This window comes from Arthrobacter sp. 10T419, from assembly GCF_056394105.1.
The window spans coordinates 187,241-202,531 of record NZ_JBFTHF010000004.1 but is presented as its reverse complement, the minus strand read 5'-3'; the positions used below and the strand labels follow the sequence as shown (position 1 = coordinate 202,531).

Genomic DNA, 15,291 nt, shown 5'->3' with positions numbered 1-15,291 from the left:
GGCACCCCATCCCACTCTGGTTCAGGAGATCCCCATGGAATCACGCACCCTCGGCTCACTCACCGTCTCCGCCCTTGGGCTCGGCTGCATGGGCATGAGCGAATTTTACGGCCAAGGCGACGAAAAGGAGTCCGTCGCCACCATCCATGCCTTCCTCGACGCGGGCGGAACGCTGCTGGACACCGCGGACATGTACGGCCCGTTCACCAATGAAAAGCTGGTAGGCAGCGCGATCGCCGGCCGCCGCGACGACGTCGTCCTCGCCACCAAGTTCGGCAACGAACGCCGCGAAGACGGTTCGTGGGTCCGCATCAACGGCACGCCCGAGTACGTCCGGGCCGCGTGCGACGCGAGCCTGCAGCGCCTCGGTGTCGACCACATCGACCTGTACTACCAGCACCGGGTGGACAAGACCGTGCCGATCGAGGAAACCGTCGGCGCCATGGCCGAGCTGGTCCAGGCCGGCAAGGTCAAGCACCTGGGCCTCTCCGAAGCCAGCGCCGACACCGTCCGCCGCGCCCACGCCGTGCACCCGATTACCGCGCTGCAGACCGAATACTCTTTGTGGGAGCGCGAGCCGGAGACCAAGATCTTCCCGGTCCTCGCCGAACTCGGCATCGGCTTCGTCCCCTACAGCCCGCTGGGCCGCGGCTTCCTCACCGGCCAGCTGCGCAGCGAGGAAGACTTTGCCGAGGACGATTTCCGCCGCCACTCGCCGCGTTTCCAAGGCGAGAACTTCACCCGCAACCTCGAGCTTGTGGATCGAGTGACGGAACTCGCCACGGAGAAGGGCTGCACCCCGGCGCAGCTGGCCCTCGCGTGGCTGCTGGCGCAGGGCGAGCACATCGTGCCGATCCCCGGGACGAAGAAGCGCGAACGGCTGCGGGAGAACCTGGGCGCCGTCGACGTCGAACTCTCCGAGAACGACCTCGCCCGGCTCGATGAGCTGGCTCCGGCCGGCGTCGCGGCCGGAGCGCGCTACCCGCACATGGACAGCATCGACGTCTAAAACCACAACGCGGGGTCACTTACGGCCCATCCCCAGGGGTGGCATGGGCCGTAAGTGACCCCGCGGTGCGTTAAGGGCATTAGCGTCCCGAGGCTGCCAGTTCGGCCAGCAGCTCGGTTTTGCGTTCCTCGCTCGCGAAGGAGGACCGGATGGAGTTGGCGGCGAGCCGCACGCAGTCGAACTCGGAGAGCCCGATCACGGACTTGAGCTGGGCAAAGTTCTCATCCACGTACCCGCCGAAGTAGGCCGGGTCGTCCGAGTTCACACTGACGTTGAGCCCGGCCGCGAGCATGCCCGGCAGCGGGTGCTCGGCCAGGGTGTCGACCGCGCGGAGCCGGACGTTGGAGAGCGGACAGACGGTCAGCGGCATGAGTTCGTTGACCAGGCGTTCCACCAGCTCTGGGTCCTCCATGCAGCGGATGCCGTGGTCGATCCGTTCCACGCCCAGCACGTCCAGCGCCTCGATGATGTACGACGGCGGGCCCTCCTCGCCGGCGTGCGCGATGCGGTGCAGTCCGGCCTCCTTGGCGCGGGCAAAGAGCCGTTCGAACTTCGACGGCGGGTTGCCCACCTCCGCCGAGTCCAGCCCGATGCCGGCGATCGGCGCGTCCATCGCCAGCAGTTGCTCCAGCACCTCCAGCGCCGACTCTTCGGAGAGGTCGCGCAGGAACGCGGCGATGAGCAGGGTGGAGACGCCGAACTCCTGCGCGGAGGTGGCCAGCACGGAAGCCACGCCGTTCACGCACGTCGCCAGCGACACGCCGCGGGACAGGTGCGCCTGCGGATCCAGCATGATCTCGGCGTGCCGCACCCCGGCTGTGGCGGCGCGCGCCAGGTACGCGCGGGTCATATCGGCGAAGTCCTGCTCGGTCTGCAGCACGGCCATGTTGGCATAGTAGAGATCCAGGAACGACTGCAGGTCCGTGAACTCGTACCGCGCGCGCAGCTCGTCCAGGTCCGCGTAGGGCAGCGCGATCCCGTTTCGTTCCGCGAGCGCGAAGATCAGTTCCGGCTCCAACGTGCCCTCGATATGCAGGTGCAGCTCGGCCACGGGCAGCGCGGCATGGACTCCTGCCGGGACCTCCGCGAACTCGGGGACGCCCTCAGCTAGGGCCGCGTCGGCGCCGCCATTGTTAGTTTCCATTCGGTAAGGATATGCCTGCCGGAAGCAAGGACGGATAGAGTCGAACAGATGCAGAATAATCAGCAGGCTTCCGATCTTGCCGGCCTGGCGCCGGACCGCCCCACGGATGGTTTCGTCCGGGTCCGCGGCGCCCAGGAAAACAACCTGCGCAACGTGGACGTGGACGTGCCCCGCGACGCGATTGTCGCCTTCACCGGCGTCTCCGGCTCCGGGAAGTCCTCCCTGGCCTTCGGCACCATCTACGCCGAGGCCCAGCGCCGCTACTTCGAATCCGTGGCGCCCTACGCCCGGCGGCTGATCCAGCAAGGCCACAACCCCAAGGTCGAGCTGATCACCGGGCTGCCGCCCGCCGTCGCGCTCCAGCAGCGCCGCGGCACCCCCAGCTCCCGTTCCACCGTGGGCACGGTCACCACGCTGTCCAACTCGCTGCGGATGCTCTTCTCCCGCGCCGGCAGCTACCCCGACGGCGCCGCATCGCTGGACTCGGACGCGTTCTCCCCCAATACCGCGGCCGGCGCCTGCCCCGAATGCCACGGCCTCGGCATCGCGCACACGGTCAGCGAATCCTCGCTGGTCCCGGACACCTCGCTGAGCATCCGCGACGGCGCCATCGCCGCGTGGCCCGGCGCCTGGCAGGGCAAGAACCTGCGCGACATCCTCACCCACCTGGGTTACGACGTCGATACCCCCTGGCGGAAGCTGCCCAAGAAGGACCGCGACTGGATCCTCTTCACCGAGGAACAGCCCGTGGTGGAGGTGACGCCGCAGCGCGACCGGGTGGCCAAGCCGTACAAGGGCCGCTTCTGGAGCGCCCGCAGCTACGTCCTGCACACGCTCGCGGACTCCAAGAGCAGCACCATGCGCGAGAAGGTGCTGCGCTTCATGGAAACCGGCCCGTGCCCGCGCTGCGGCGGCAGCGGGCTGCGTCCCGAGGCGCTTGCCGTGACGTTCGCGGGCAAGACCATCGCCGAGCTCAACGCGGTGCCGATGACCGAGCTGGCCGCGATTATCCGCCCCACCACCGAGCTCACGTCCGCGGGCACGGCGTCGCGGAAGCAGTCCTCGGGCGAGTCCAACGAGGTGGCCGTTGCCATCACCCGCGACCTGCTCCAGCGCGTCACCGTGCTGCTGGACCTGGGCCTGGGCTACCTCGCGCTGGGCCGTTCCACCCCCACCCTCTCCCCCGGCGAGATGCAGCGGCTGCGGATCGCCACCCAGCTGCGCTCCGGGCTGTTCGGCGTGATCTACGTGCTCGATGAGCCCTCCGCGGGCCTGCACCCGGCCGACGCCGAGCCCCTGCTCGCGGTGCTGGACCAGCTCAAGTCCTCCGGCAACTCGGTGTTCGTCGTCGAGCACAACATGGACGTGGTGCGCCGGGCCGACTGGCTGGTGGACGTGGGCCCGCGCGCCGGCGAAGGCGGCGGCGAGGTGCTCTACAGCGGCCCGGTGGCCGGCCTCGCCGAAGTGGAAGCCTCCGTCACCCGGCCCTACCTGTTCCCGGATGCTGCCGGCAAGGCGGACGACGGCGGCCCGCGGGCCCGCCGGGAGGCGGCCGGCTGGCTGGAGTTGCGCGACATCAGCCGCCACAACCTGCAGGAGCTCGATGCCAGCTTCCCGCTCGGTGTCCTGACCGCCGTCACCGGCGTCTCCGGCTCCGGCAAGTCGACCCTGGTCAGCCAGGTCCTCGCCGAGGTGGCCAATTCCTGGCTGCACCCGGACTCGGACGCCGTCACCACAGAGGAAGCAGCCGACGACGCCGGGGAGCCCAGCGCCCCGCTGAGCGTGGGTCCCGTGTCCGGGCTGGAGCAGATCGACCGGCTGGTGAAGGTGGACCAGAAGCCGATCGGACGGACCCCGCGCTCCAACCTGGCCACCTACACCGGGCTATTCGACGCCGTCCGCAAGGAGTTCGCGGCCACGGACGAGGCCAAAGTCCGTGGTTTCGGCGCCGGACGTTTCTCCTTCAATGTGGCCGGCGGACGCTGTGAAACCTGCCAGGGCGAGGGCTTTGTGGCCGTCGAGCTGCTCTTCCTGCCCGGCAGCTACGGCCCCTGCCCGGAATGCCATGGCTCGCGCTACAACCCGGAGACCCTGGAAGTAACCTACCGCGGCAAGAACGTGGCGGAAGTGCTGGGCATGACGGTCAACGCGGCGGCCGATTTCCTCACCGAGGTCCCCGCCGCCGCGCGCGCCCTGCAGACCCTGCGCGAAGTCGGGCTGGGCTACCTCCGGCTAGGCCAGCCCGCCACCGAGCTTTCCGGCGGCGAGGCCCAGCGCATCAAGCTCGCCACCGAGCTGCAGCGTGCCCAGCGCGGTCACTCGCTCTATCTGCTGGATGAGCCCACCACGGGACTGCACCCGGCCGACGTCGAACTCCTGATGGCCCAGCTGCACCGGCTGGTGGACGCCGGCAACACCGTCGTGGTGGTGGAGCACGAGATGGACGTCGTGGCCGCCGCGGACTGGGTGATCGATCTGGGACCGGCCGGCGGCGACGCCGGCGGCAAGATCATCGCCGCCGGGGAACCCGCCGTCGTCGCGCGCTCCAAAACAAGCAGGACCGCCCCGTACCTCGGGGCGGTCCTGAAGGGCTAGAGCCGGGACGGGCGTCAGGCAGTCTTGGGGAGTTCGCGGATGATGCGGACCTTCCACGCGGCGTCGTCGCTGGTGTCCAGCAGGGCCACGGTGCCCTGCGCAAGGTGCAGCGCGACGCGCTTGGCGGCGAGCAGTTCCAGGTAGAGCTGTTCGTTCATCCGGGCCGGGGTGTCGATCACATACTTCACCGCGTCGCGGACCTTGCGGTAGTTGTCGCTGCGCTCCCGGTGCAGGTGGAGTTCGAGCAGCCGGCGCTGCCGCAGCCGCGGCTCGTGCCGGTTCAGCCATGACACGGCCGCGTGCACGGCCACAACGAGAGTCAGCGAGATGGCGTAGATCTCCCAGCCGCTGGAGAGCAGGAAGAGCGGCAGGTTGGCGATTGCGACGAGGGCAATGAAAAGGCGGAACGCGAGCAGGCGGCGCATGGTCAGGGCCACCGAGGCCAGGGCCGTGCGGAAACCGCTCTGCTCCTTGCGGGCCGCGGCGGGGTCCAGGGTGAATTCTTCGAGGACCAGGATTCCGTTGGCTTCCGGGCCGAGCATTTGTCCGTACTTGGGCGCAAAGGGCGCCGCTGCTTCAAGGGTCATGGCGGGTCTTCCGTGCGGCTGGGGTGGTTGGGCTAAATGATAAATCCCGAGGCTGGGAGCTGTCTGTAGGTATCCGCGATGTGAACACGCTCACCCGCGGCGCCCAGCAATTGGCGTTGCGGGCCCGTGGCCTCAAACTGGAGAGATGCAGACTTTCCTCCCCTTCCCCGATTTCCAGCAGAGCGCCGCGGCCCTTGACCCCGCGCGGCTCGGCAAGCAGCGCGTTGAGGCGCTGCAGATGCTGCGCGCGCTGGTGATTCCCGAGTACGGCTGGCAGTCCCACCCGGCCGTCCGGATGTGGATGGGCCACGTCCCCGCTTTGACGATGTACGGCCTGGCCATGGTGGACGAATGGACCGCCCGCGGCGGCGAAGACACCACCCGGGAGAAGATCATGGAGTTCGCTCCGCAAGCCGCGCACCCGGACTACGCCGCCAAGATCCCGATGCCGTACTGGCTGGGGAACCCGGACTTCCACGCCAGCCACCGCTCCCGGCTGCTCGCCAAGGACCAGCGGTTCTACACTGCGGTGTTCCCCGGCACGGATCCGGATCTGGAGTACGTGTGGCCTGAACCCAAGCACGAGTTGCTGCCGGAAGATCCCGCAGGAGACCGCATGTGGGTCCTCCGCCTGCCGCTGGGCGATACCGATCCAAAGCAGCTGGACACGATCAGCCTGCCGCCGGTTCGCGGCAAGGCCGCAAACGCCGGGGAGGACGAGTACCAGTTCGTCTACGCGGACAACGGGTCGCGCCGGCCGGACAAGAACGCCCGCAAGCGCCCCGCCAAGCCGCTGGTGAAGAAGCCCACCCGCAAGCGCCAGGCGCAGGAAGAGGCGTTCACCACGCTGCCAGGGAAATCCGTCGTGGCGATCCCGCTCGAGGGCGGCCGCTCCTTCGCCGTCGGCGAGGTCCAGGGGCGTCCGATCACGGTGGACGGCGTGTTTGCACGCAACTTCCAGGTCAACGAGATCCTGGCCCGGCGGGACTTCGACTACCCGGCACTGCTGCAGGATCCCCGGGCGTTCTTCCCGATCCCGGCACGGTAGCGCGGTAGCTCGGGGCGCGCGCGGTTAGCGGCTCCGGGCGACTCTCCTGCTCGCGGGTTCGGTCCGCCGTCGGCGCTTCCGAACGTCGAGCCCGAACGAAACCCGCGAGGGGCGGCTCCGTCGCTCACGGCGCTGCCCGCATTTACTGGCAGACTGGCCCGTATGACTGTACTGCTGGCCGGTTGCGGCGATCTGGGTACCGAAGCCGGCCTGCGCTTTGCCGCGGCCGGCCACCGCGTGGTGGGCTGGCGGCGCTCCCCGGGGAAGCTGCCGACGGCGATAGAGGGCGCCGCGGTCGACCTGACTTCCGGCGAACTGCCGCCGGTCCCGGCGGACACCACCGCCGTCGTCGTCGCGATTGCGGCGGATTCCCCCACCGAGGAAGCCTACCGGGCGGCCTATGTGGACGGCCTGGCCCATGTGCTCGACGCCGTGGCCGCTTCCGGCGCGCCGGTCCGCCGGGTGCTGTTCGTGTCCTCCACCGCGGTGTACGGCGACGCCGACGGCGGCTGGGTGGACGAAACGACGACGCCGAACCCGGCCGGGTTCTCCGGCCGCATCATCCGCGAGGCCGAGGACCTGCTCTACAGCCGCCTGCGCGGCACCGGGGTTACCCCGGTGGTCCTGCGGCTCGGCGGGATCTACGGACCCGGCCGGACCCGACTGATCGACCAGGTGCGCGGCGGGAACGCCATGGTCCCGGCCGAGTCCCGCTTCACCAACCGGATCCACCGCGACGACGCCGCTGCCGCCATCGTGCACCTGTGCACCATGGCCGCCGAGCCGGCGCCCGTGTACCTGGGCGTGGACAACGAGCCGGCCGAACTTGGCGAGGTGCTGCGGTTCCTGGCCCGCGAGCTGGGGCTCCCGGAGCCAGGGCCTACCGAACCGGCGTCGGGGGCTGCCGGAGCAGGCGGTGGCGAGCCGTCGCGTGGCGGGAACAAGCGCGTCAGCAACGCGCTGCTGCGCGGTACGGACTTCGAGTTCGAGTATCCGAGCTTCCGCGAGGGCTATCGTGCCATCCTGGCCGGCGTCGGCGAGCGGCACCCCTGACGCGGCGTTTGCTCGCAGAGCACTAGAGTTCACTCCCGACTTTTCCGAGGGGCAGCATGGATTTTCAGCACATCATCGAGACGGTCGGCCGGTTCATGGATTTCGCCGGCGTGGCCATCATGGTCATCGGCGCGCTGGTGTCGATCCCGATGGCTTTGCGGGGGTTTCAGCCTCGGCAGCTGCCGTCCGGCTCCGAACCGCTCTCGGTCTACCGTTCCTACCGGCAACTGCTGGGCCGTTCCATCCTGCTCGGCCTCGAGCTGCTGGTGGCGGCCGACATCATCCGGACCGTCGCCGTCACCCCCACCTTCGAGAGCGTGGGCGTGTTGGCCATCATCGTGCTGATCCGGACGTTCCTGAGCTTCTCCCTCGAACTTGAAATCACCGGACGCTGGCCCTGGCAGAAGCAGCCGGCGGTCGCCCAGGCGCCGTCGACGGCCGGCTGACCGGTTCTCCCGAGAGCGGAAAGCCCTTCTCGGCGCTCACTGGCTCCGGCTAGGCTCGCGAAATGACGAATTCACTTGCCGCCAAAGCCACCGAATTGCTGAGTCTCCACCGCGCGCCCGGGATCCTGCAGGTCATCAACGTCTGGGATGTGATCACCGCGAAGGTCGTCGCCGACGTCCCCGGCACCACTGCCCTGGCAACGGCCAGCCACTCCATTGCTGCTTCGCTGGGTTATGAAGACGGCGAGAAGATCCCGCTGGACGAGATGATCGCCGCCGTCGGCCGCATTGCCGCGGCGACCTCCCTGCCGGTCAGCGCCGACCTTGAGTCGGGCTACGGCAACCCGGGCGAGGCCGCCCGCAAGGCGATCGGCGTCGGCATTGTTGGTGCCAACATCGAGGACCAGATGCGGCCGCTCGCGGACGCGGTGAACCAGATGAGTTCCGTGGTGCGGGCGGCCGAGGCCGAGGGCATCGACTTTGTCCTCAACGCCCGCACGGACGCGTTTCTGAAGGGCAAGGACCGGGACCCCGGCGCAGTGCTCGCGGACGCGGTTGAGCGCGGCCGGGCCTTCCTGGACGCCGGCGCCACGGCCGTGTTTGTACCCGGGCTGCTGGACGAAGCCACCGTCAAGGCGCTGGTGGACGGCATCGGGTGGAACAAGGTATCAGTCATCAACGTCCCCGGCTCACTGGCCCCGGCCAAGCTTCAGGAACTCGGCGTCGCCCGCATCTCATACGGTCCGTGGACCCAGCGCGTGGCGCTGACCGCCCTGGCGGATACCGCGGCGGAACTGCTGTCCGGCGGAGAACTTCCGGGCGGTACCCGGGCCCTGAACTAACGGGCCGCGAACCGATGGCAAACGATCCCTGGCCTGCGGCGCCGGAGCTGCCGCGACCGGTCATCATGGACCAGCGGTGGACGGACGCCGTGTTCCTGCACTGGCGCATCCCCGAGGCGGTTGCCGCGAAATTCATGCCGCCCGGCGTTGTTCCGGACCTGTTCGACGGATCGGCTTGGGTGGGACTCATCGGTTTCCGCATGCAGGGCGCCGGCTTGGGCCACGGGCCCGGCATTCCGTACTTCGGCAGCTTCAACGAGATCAACGTGCGGCTCTACTCCCGGGAAGCGGACGGCACGCGGGGCGTGGTTTTCCTGAGCCTGGACGCGTCGCGCCTGGCGGTGGTGCTGGCTGCCCGAGTGGCGGGAATTCCCTATGTGTGGTCCCGGGACCGGTTCAGGGCAACGAACCTGGCGGACCCGTCGACCGGGTATTCGGTGCGCAGGTTTCGGGGCGGGGCACGCAGCGATTTCGCGGTAGTCCCGGAGTCCGACGCCGGAGCAACCGATCCGCTGTCCGTCCACCTCACGGCCCGGTTTGGTTTACATACCCGCTTCCGCGGCAAGACGCTCTACGTTCCGAATACGCACACGCCGTGGCCGCTGTACCCGGCTCGGGTGACGGTGTTGGAGGACCAACTCGTCGCAGCGGCCGGCATCGCTGTGTCGGGGCCGCCCGACTCGGTGTTGTTCTCGCCGGGCGTTCGGACGCAGTTTGGACGGCCGCGGGTTTTGGATTAGGGCGGCCCCGAGTCGAGTTGCGGCCTACCAGTTCGGTGCGCGTTCCGCGGCGGGCTAATAATGTCGGTGGTCGGCAGTTGAATGGGGTTATGGGAATCGGTGCAGCCCTCATCGTTCGTCCGGCCAGTTGGCCGGGCGGTGAGGGGCGCAGCGCTGGTCCTGTTGTTGACGAGGTCCTGGTGCTGCTCCGACGCTTGTGCGCGACGGCGGCCGGGGACGCGGCGCTGCTGAGATTCGCTGAGGCGGCGGAGTTCGCTGGCCGGGTCGAGGAAGTTTCCCGGGCGTTGGAGTATTTGCAGGTCGTTGCCGCGGGGGCCGTGGACCGCACCCGCAAAGAGAGCCCCGATGCGCTCCCGGCCGCCGGTGACGGGTACCGCAGGACCGGGGACTTCCTCCGGGACCGGCTGCAGATCACCGCCGTCGAGGCCCACCGCCGCCTCACCCTCGCCGGCGCCCTGCTGCCCCGCGCCGGGATCACCGGCCAGCCTCTGGCGGCCCTGCACGAGGAACTCGCCGCCGCCGTGGCCGCCGGTACCGTCCCGTCCCGGTCCGCGACCATCATCAGCCAGGCCCTAGAACGCGCCCGGCCGCTCTGCGACCCGGACACGAGTGCCCGGATGGAACACGCCCTGACCCGCACCGCCGCGGAACATGACCCGGATTTCCTGGCCCGGATCGCCCGGCGCTGGATGGACGCAATCGACCAGGACGGCGCCGAACCCGCCGAAGACGTCCTCCGCCAGTTACAGGGCGCATTCATCCGCAAACCCCGCCACGGCCTCCAACACCTGGAGATCTTCGCGACCACCGCACAATACGAACACCTCCTGACCGTGATGAACACCGCCACCAACCCCCGCACCGGCACCCAAGCTCCCGGTGATGCGGCAACCGGCACCGCAGCACTCAACGGCGAAGAACCCGACGGGACAGGACCGGGCAGCATGGACCGGCGGTCCCGGCCGCAGAAACTCCTCGACGGACTCGTCGGCGCCTGCAAAGTCGCCCTAAGCTCCGGCGGGCTGCCCGCCGCGGGCGGACTCCGGCCCCAGATCATGGCCACCATCGACTACCGCGACCTCCTCGACCGCCTCCACCAGCGCGCAGAGACCGACACCGGCACCGGGACACTGGCGTTCACCGGACCCGTCACCGCCGCGACCATCCGCACCATCGCCTGCGACGCCGACATCATCCCCGTCCTCCTCGGCTCCCAAGGCCGGATCCTGGACATCGGCCGCACCACCCGGCTCTTCCCGCCCCACCTCCGCAAAGCCATCACCGCCCGCGACCAAGGCTGTGCCTTCCCCGGCTGCACCATCCCCGCACCCTGGTGCGAAGCCCACCACATCAACTACTGGTCCACAGGCGGCAGCACATCCACCGACAACGGAACACTCCTCTGCTCCCACCATCACCACCTGATCCACAAAGAACAATGGACCATCCAACCCCGCCACGGCATCCCCTGGTTTATCCCACCGCCCCACCTCGACCCCCACCAAACACCCCAACGAAACCACTACTTCCGATCGTGACCGCGGGGTATCGACATACAGGCGGCTCGATCATTCGAACTGACCAGGCTCTGGACTCAGAATGTCCGTTAGGTTCCGAAGGAGCGTACTCTTGTCGTCCGCGACCAGGCCTTATCAAAGCTGCTGAACCGTGGTGTGATGACTACCAGATGGCCTTTGTGATGACAGTTCAGAGGGGAATACTCGTGACACGGGACAGCAGCTTCAATTCTCTTAAGACCAGCCGCTCCCGCACGGCGCAGGCTCAAGTGATCATCGGTGCATTCGTAGCGGCTATCTGCTGGTGGATCGGGCTGACCGGGTATGTCATCGTCGGCGGCCCAGCCAGCGGCGGGGTTGGACTGCTTGTCTTTATCGCAGTACCGGCGGCGGCAACCTTGGGAACTTACCTCGTGGCACGCCGAACCAGACGCTCTGTTAGCTCAGGTTTGTTGCCGGTTCCCCTGCCTGACGTGCACGGATCTTCACGTCCCGGGCGCCATCGTGCAGTTGTGTCGTCCAGTGCATCGACCCGTCAGGGAAATCTCCCGACTTCCAGCCGCCGCGGGCGGAGCCGCTTGGGGACTCGTGATGTCTTGCTCGCCATAGCGGGGTTTGCGGCGGCCCTTTTTTGGTGGATTGGGCTCACCGGCTATCTTGCGGTTGGAGGTGCGGCCAGTGGCGCATCGGGGGCCGCGGTATTCCTCGCCGTACCGGTTGCCGCGACCGCAGGAACGTTTCTGGCGGCTCGCCGTCGCAGTCGCCGTGTGCCTAAATTGACCTAGGGACGAGTGCGCTTGAACTCGGTGACGGACGTCGTCAGCCCCGCAAACTGCCGCTTCGGCGCGTAGCCAATAGCTTCCATTGCCTTGCGTGCGCCGGTCTTGCTGGACACTTCCACAACCCAAACTGTGTCGTATTTAAGAATTCGATTCCTGGCCGTCTTGACGTCATAGCGCCGGTCAAAAATGCGCCCCCATTGGGCGGCCGGAAGAGCCATTGTGGGATCGTTAAGGCGCTCAAAGTCGGCCCGGTAGCCCTGGAACGCCATGTCCCGGTCGTTGCTTATTACGAACGCGTCATTCGGGGCGGCGTTCCTCTGGATAGTTTCAGCAATGAAACGGAAGTCATCACTTTCAATGCGCCCATATTCCGTCCGCTGGCCGACATACGACGGCACCGAGATCACCAGCGCGGCGGCCAACACCGCAACCAGCCAGCGTCGATGGACAGGATGTCCAAGCGGCCTGGCCAGCAGCGGAGCGGCAGCCAGCATTGGCAGGGCGGCCAGTTCGAACGAGACATACCGCGGCAGGTAATAGCCGCGCCCGGCGATCGCTGATCCTAGAATCACCAGTGCCAGCGGCAGCACAAGCCATGGCAAGGCCAGCTTCACTGCGAAATGCTTTCGGGCCAGGATTGTGCCGATCAGTGCCGTAACCCAGACGACCGCCGCCAGGCCGTACATCGAAAAGTCCTCGCCCGGCGTCGGTTTGGGGCTGGTGACGAAGTCCTCCGAAACGGAATAGGCGTCGCTGAAGAACTGGATAAAGGCGACCTCGTAAGGTGTGGACGCCCCGATGGGCTGCACCCAAGCTATCTGAAACTGTTGGCGCGAGGCGACGGCGGCGATCAGGGCTGCCGGGACAAGCCACCCTAGCGAGGCCACCGCCATGCCACGCCATTGTCTGCGCAGGCGCCCGTCGACCAGCAGGGTAATCCCGTGCGCCGCGACCAACAGCACGGCGTAAAACGACAAACCAACGGTGAGCAGGCCGGTAAGTCCGTACCAGAGCCACCGCAGTTTGGTCGGGGATTCGCGGATGAGCACCAGCAGGTAGGTTGCCAGCACAGCACCCAAAATGGTCATGGCATACGAGCGAGCGTCCGTGGCCACGTATTGGACCCGCGGGAGGATGACGAAGATGACCGCGGCGCTCACTCCGTACGCGGTCCCCCCGAGCCTGCGGCAGAGTGCCGTCAGCAGTCCAGCGGCCACTGCCACCGCGATCAGGCTGGGCGTGCGCAGCGACAGTTCGGACAGTCCGAAAATTCGAGTCCAGCCATACATCAGGCCGTAGTAGGCGCCGTGAACCGCATCCACTTTCCCCAGCATGGTCCAGAGCTCGGGAAAGTCACGGTTGACCGCGCTGACGGTGGCTGCCTCGTCAGTCCAAAAGCTCGGGACGGACACTCCGACCATTGAATAGAAAAAGGTAAGCAAACCCACGATTAAGGGGACGCGGCTGGTTCTACTCACCGGACAATCTAAGCATGGATGCGCAGGTGCATTGGCTGCCCCGCGTGGGGCGTCCAAGCCTCCCTATGCGCTACCGCCCCGCCGCGTACCCTTGGGCGCCGCGGGGGTTGGCCGCGGCCTGCAGCACCCCCGTTGCGGGGTCCCGCACGACGGCGGACAGCCGGCCGAGGGTCCAGCCGCCGGCCACGGTCACCACGTGCCCGCGGCGTTGGAGCCCCGCGATGACGTCCTCGCCCAGCCGGTCCTCGACCACTGCGCCGCCGGGCTCCCAGGTGCGCGGCCAGAACGATCCAGGCATCGACGTCGTATGGAACGTCGGTGCGTCGATGGCTTGCTGCGGCGAGTAGCCGCCCACGATCGTTCGCAGCAAGTACGGCAGCTGCCACTGGTCCTGCTGGTCACCGCCCGGCGAACCCAGCGCGGTCACGGCATGCCCCTCCCGGAGGACCAGGGTCGGGGTCAGGGTGGTGCGGGGCCGCTGGCCCGGAGTGAGGGTGGAAGGTGTGCCCGGCTCCAACCAGGTCATCTGCAGGCGGGTGCCGAGGCAGAAACCCAGCTCTGGAATCGCGGGCGAGGACTGCAGCCAGCCGCCGGACGGGGTGGCCGAGACCATGTTTCCCCAGCGGTCCACGACGTCGATGTGGCAGGTGTCGCCGCGGGTTTCCCCGCTCGGCGCTACGGTTGGCTCGCCGACGCCCAGTCCCGCCGGTCCGGACCCCACACCGTTCCGGACCAAAGCTGGCGGCGTGTATTCGGTGCGCAGCTGCGGCAGATAAGGCTCGCGCCCCGGGACCTTCCCGGGCCGGAATTCGTGTGACGCCCGCTCCGTGATCAAATCGCGGCGGCCCGCGCTGTACTCCTCGGACAGCAGGTACTCCAGCGGTACGTCCGTGTCGCCGTAGTACGCCTCGCGGTCGGCCAACGCCAGCTTCTGGGCCTCCAGGATTGTGTGCGCCCCGAGCTCGGTCGACGGATCGAGATACTGGTCCTCGAACCCGGCGAGGATGGCCAAGGTCTGCAGCAGCGCCGGACCCTGACCCCACGGCCCGGTCTTCGCGATCGTGTGGCCCCGGAAATCGATGGTGGCCGCCGACTCATAGCCTGCTTCGAAGCCGGCCAGGTCGGACACCGCCAGGACGCCCCGGTGGTCGGTCCCAGAGGAGTGCCGGTGCGGGGCCTGCACGGATTCGACCATCGCCCGGGCTACGAAGCCCTCGCGCCATTCCCGGCGGGCAGCATCGATCCGCGCCTCCCGGGACCCGTCGGACCCCAACGCCGAGCCTGCTTCGATGAGCCGCTCCAGCGTCCGGGCGTAGGCAGGGTTGCGGATGACGTCGCCCTCGGCCGGAATCCGGCCGCCCGGCATCCACAGCTCGGCCGAGCTGGGCCAATGCTCCTGGAACAGCTCCGCCACCGCGGCAATCGTGGTGCCGACGCGGCCGAGCACCGGGTGCCCGTCGCGCGCATAGCCGACCGCGAACGCCAGGATCGCGTCCAGCTCCCAGGTACCGTGGTCGCGCAACAGCAGGAGCCAGGCGTCGACGGCGGCGGGCACCGCGGCGGCCAGCGCCCCGGAGCCCGGCACCAGGTCCAGCCCTTCGGCGCGGTAGTGCTCGACCGTGGCCGCAGCCGGCGCCGGCCCCTGCCCCATCAACACCACTGGCCTGCCGGGTTCGGCCGCCGTCACGAAGACACCCGTCATGTCCCCGCCCGGGCCGTTGAGGTGCGGCTCGACAACGTGCAGCACGAAGGCGCCGGCCGCGGCGGCGTCGAACGCGTTACCGCCGCGTTCGAGCACCGCCTGCGCTGCCGCCGTCGCGATCCAATGGGTGGATGCACTCATCCCAAAGGTGCCCTGCAAGGTGGGGCGGGTGGTGAACTGCTCAGCCGCGGTGAAGGTCATGGATCAGCCGAACAGCGCCGCCACGCGGGTCAGGGTCTCGTAGACCCCGTAGGCCAGTGGCACGCCGACGAGGGCCCATGCCACCGCGATTTTGCCGGTGGACGCTGTGACCGCCGTCTGTGTACCGGGGGTATGTGCTGTGCTCAT

At 68.2% G+C, this 15,291-nt stretch carries 13 protein-coding genes; 8 read left to right on the top strand and 5 right to left on the bottom strand.

Annotation, left to right across the window (positions count from 1 at the left end):
* Window positions 1-34 precede the first annotated feature (34 nt).
* Complete coding sequence (locus tag AC1DBD_RS09790; RefSeq protein ID WP_441418348.1) at window positions 35-1,009, top strand: aldo/keto reductase; 975 nt, start codon at window positions 35-37, stop codon at window positions 1,007-1,009.
* Between the two features lie 79 nt (window positions 1,010-1,088).
* Here the strand turns inward: AC1DBD_RS09790 and AC1DBD_RS09785 are convergent, their stop codons facing one another.
* Window positions 1,089-2,153: an adenosine deaminase gene (locus tag AC1DBD_RS09785; RefSeq protein ID WP_476981985.1), complete on the bottom strand. Its 1,065-nt coding sequence runs from the start codon at window positions 2,151-2,153 to the stop codon at window positions 1,089-1,091.
* Between the two features lie 48 nt (window positions 2,154-2,201).
* Between AC1DBD_RS09785 and uvrA the strand changes: the two genes are divergently transcribed.
* Window positions 2,202-4,748, top strand: coding sequence for an excinuclease ABC subunit UvrA (uvrA, locus tag AC1DBD_RS09780; protein WP_476981984.1), 2,547 nt, complete (start codon window positions 2,202-2,204; stop codon window positions 4,746-4,748).
* A 14-nt stretch (window positions 4,749-4,762) separates the two neighbouring features.
* Here the strand turns inward: uvrA and AC1DBD_RS09775 are convergent, their stop codons facing one another.
* The gene (locus AC1DBD_RS09775) at window positions 4,763-5,335 is read right to left on the bottom strand and encodes a hypothetical protein (protein ID WP_476917382.1); all 573 of its coding nucleotides are present in this window, start codon (window positions 5,333-5,335) and stop codon (window positions 4,763-4,765) included.
* A 145-nt stretch (window positions 5,336-5,480) separates the two neighbouring features.
* Between AC1DBD_RS09775 and AC1DBD_RS09770 the strand changes: the two genes are divergently transcribed.
* The 6 genes from AC1DBD_RS09770 (at window position 5,481) to AC1DBD_RS09745 (ending at window position 11,002) form a co-directional block, all read left to right on the top strand.
* Window positions 5,481-6,383: an MSMEG_6728 family protein gene (locus AC1DBD_RS09770; protein ID WP_476981983.1), complete on the top strand. Its 903-nt coding sequence runs from the start codon at window positions 5,481-5,483 to the stop codon at window positions 6,381-6,383.
* A 162-nt stretch (window positions 6,384-6,545) separates the two neighbouring features.
* A complete protein-coding gene (locus AC1DBD_RS09765) occupies window positions 6,546-7,436 on the top strand; it encodes an SDR family oxidoreductase (protein ID WP_476981982.1) in 891 nt (296 codons plus the stop codon).
* 56 nt (window positions 7,437-7,492) lie between these two features.
* The gene (locus AC1DBD_RS09760; protein WP_476917384.1) at window positions 7,493-7,882 is read left to right on the top strand and encodes a DUF1622 domain-containing protein; all 390 of its coding nucleotides are present in this window, start codon (window positions 7,493-7,495) and stop codon (window positions 7,880-7,882) included.
* 62 nt (window positions 7,883-7,944) lie between these two features.
* Window positions 7,945-8,724 (top strand): isocitrate lyase/PEP mutase family protein, encoded by a 780-nt coding sequence (locus tag AC1DBD_RS09755; protein WP_476981981.1) that lies wholly within the window; start codon window positions 7,945-7,947, stop codon window positions 8,722-8,724.
* Window positions 8,725-8,738: 14 nt separating this feature from the next.
* Window positions 8,739-9,464 carry a YqjF family protein gene (locus AC1DBD_RS09750; protein ID WP_476981980.1) on the top strand — a complete coding sequence of 242 codons (726 nt, stop codon included), beginning with the start codon at window positions 8,739-8,741 and terminating at the stop codon, window positions 9,462-9,464.
* An 89-nt stretch (window positions 9,465-9,553) separates the two neighbouring features.
* On the top strand, window positions 9,554-11,002 hold the full coding sequence (locus tag AC1DBD_RS09745) for an HNH endonuclease signature motif containing protein (protein WP_476981979.1): 1,449 nt from the start codon (window positions 9,554-9,556) through the stop codon (window positions 11,000-11,002).
* 760 nt (window positions 11,003-11,762) lie between these two features.
* On the opposite strand, the gene AC1DBD_RS09740 is transcribed toward AC1DBD_RS09745, so the two are convergent.
* From AC1DBD_RS09740 to AC1DBD_RS09730, 3 genes are all read right to left on the bottom strand, one after another.
* The gene (locus tag AC1DBD_RS09740; RefSeq protein WP_476981978.1) at window positions 11,763-13,241 is read right to left on the bottom strand and encodes a glycosyltransferase family 39 protein; all 1,479 of its coding nucleotides are present in this window, start codon (window positions 13,239-13,241) and stop codon (window positions 11,763-11,765) included.
* Between the two features lie 70 nt (window positions 13,242-13,311).
* The gene (locus AC1DBD_RS09735; RefSeq protein WP_476917388.1) at window positions 13,312-15,144 is read right to left on the bottom strand and encodes a gamma-glutamyltransferase family protein; all 1,833 of its coding nucleotides are present in this window, start codon (window positions 15,142-15,144) and stop codon (window positions 13,312-13,314) included.
* Between the two features lie 3 nt (window positions 15,145-15,147).
* A complete protein-coding gene (locus AC1DBD_RS09730; RefSeq protein ID WP_441418336.1) occupies window positions 15,148-15,291 on the bottom strand; it encodes an MFS transporter small subunit in 144 nt (47 codons plus the stop codon).

What these genes read in the sequence shown, in the direction of transcription:
- AC1DBD_RS09790 (WP_441418348.1), top strand. Translation starts at nt 35, where the DNA reads ATGGAATCACGCACCCTCGGCTCACTCACCGTCTCCGCCCTTGGGCTC.
- AC1DBD_RS09785 (WP_476981985.1), bottom strand. Translation starts at nt 2,153, where the DNA reads ATGGAAACTAACAATGGCGGCGCCGACGCGGCCCTAGCTGAGGGCGTC.
- uvrA (WP_476981984.1), top strand. Translation starts at nt 2,202, where the DNA reads ATGCAGAATAATCAGCAGGCTTCCGATCTTGCCGGCCTGGCGCCGGAC.
- AC1DBD_RS09775 (WP_476917382.1), bottom strand. Translation starts at nt 5,335, where the DNA reads ATGACCCTTGAAGCAGCGGCGCCCTTTGCGCCCAAGTACGGACAAATG.
- AC1DBD_RS09770 (WP_476981983.1), top strand. Translation starts at nt 5,481, where the DNA reads ATGCAGACTTTCCTCCCCTTCCCCGATTTCCAGCAGAGCGCCGCGGCC.
- AC1DBD_RS09765 (WP_476981982.1), top strand. Translation starts at nt 6,546, where the DNA reads ATGACTGTACTGCTGGCCGGTTGCGGCGATCTGGGTACCGAAGCCGGC.
- AC1DBD_RS09760 (WP_476917384.1), top strand. Translation starts at nt 7,493, where the DNA reads ATGGATTTTCAGCACATCATCGAGACGGTCGGCCGGTTCATGGATTTC.
- AC1DBD_RS09755 (WP_476981981.1), top strand. Translation starts at nt 7,945, where the DNA reads ATGACGAATTCACTTGCCGCCAAAGCCACCGAATTGCTGAGTCTCCAC.
- AC1DBD_RS09750 (WP_476981980.1), top strand. Translation starts at nt 8,739, where the DNA reads ATGGCAAACGATCCCTGGCCTGCGGCGCCGGAGCTGCCGCGACCGGTC.
- AC1DBD_RS09745 (WP_476981979.1), top strand. Translation starts at nt 9,554, where the DNA reads ATGGGAATCGGTGCAGCCCTCATCGTTCGTCCGGCCAGTTGGCCGGGC.
- AC1DBD_RS09735 (WP_476917388.1), bottom strand. Translation starts at nt 15,144, where the DNA reads ATGACCTTCACCGCGGCTGAGCAGTTCACCACCCGCCCCACCTTGCAG.
- AC1DBD_RS09730 (WP_441418336.1), bottom strand. Translation starts at nt 15,291, where the DNA reads ATGAGCACAGCACATACCCCCGGTACACAGACGGCGGTCACAGCGTCC.